The sequence below is a fragment of the Mesorhizobium sp. M2E.F.Ca.ET.209.01.1.1 genome (genome assembly GCF_004010375.2).
In the GTDB taxonomy this organism is placed as follows: domain Bacteria; phylum Pseudomonadota; class Alphaproteobacteria; order Rhizobiales; family Rhizobiaceae; genus Mesorhizobium.
Window position 1 is genome coordinate 1 of record NZ_SADP02001311.1, and the last position, 282, is coordinate 282.

Genomic DNA, 282 nt, shown 5'->3' on the forward strand with positions numbered 1-282 from the left:
GCGGATGGTTCCGTATGGTCCGAAATCCGAGACGATCCGGTCGCCATGCCGGCATTCGACCGGCCGGATGAAGGAACCCGACAGCACCACCTGTCCGGCCTCTATCTGCATGCCGTATTGGTGGAGCCGGTTGGCGAGCCAGACAATGCCCTTGGCCGGATGGTCAAGCACGCCGGCGCCGAGCCCCGTCTCCTCGACCGCGCCATTGCGCGAGACGATGGCGCCCATCCAGCGCAAGTCCGCCTCGCGCGGGCCGGCCGCGCGGCCGCCGACGACAATGCC

General features: G+C 68.8%; 1 pseudogene. It reads right to left on the bottom strand.

Annotated features, from left to right (window positions below):
- A pseudogene (locus EN852_RS40195) lies at positions 1-282 on the bottom strand (2-oxo-hepta-3-ene-1,7-dioic acid hydratase); the annotation flags it as partial.